This window comes from Leucobacter japonicus (assembly GCF_001273855.1).
GTDB lineage: Bacteria > Actinomycetota > Actinomycetes > Actinomycetales > Microbacteriaceae > Leucobacter > Leucobacter japonicus.
This window is the reverse complement of record NZ_JHBX01000093.1, coordinates 1-250: the sequence shown is the minus strand read 5'-3', so window position 1 is coordinate 250 and position 250 is coordinate 1. Positions and strand designations below refer to the sequence as shown.

The 250-nt window shown below is 68.8% G+C and carries 1 protein-coding gene; it reads right to left on the bottom strand.

What is annotated here, in order from left to right; genetic code table 11:
• A partial coding sequence (locus AMS67_RS17630; protein WP_162230817.1) for a S8/S53 family peptidase occupies positions 1-250 on the bottom strand: 250 nt, incomplete at both ends.

Sequence of the window (250 nt, the reverse complement as noted above, 5' to 3'; positions counted from 1 at the left end):
GTGAGGGTGCCGTAGGCGACCTGTGGGAGACCCGGGTCGAAGCCGAGGCAGTCGGTTCCCGCACCCGCGTTCACCCAGCCCGGGCAGGCCATCGGCCGGTACTGGGCGGTCTGCCACGACGACACCGGAGCGCCGCTCGAGGCGCCCAGGCTGCCGACACCGTTCGCGTTGCCGGCCGAGGTGAGATAGGCCACGCCGTAGTGCTCCTTCACGTACTCGATCGCCGCCGACATGAAGCTCTTCTGGAAAT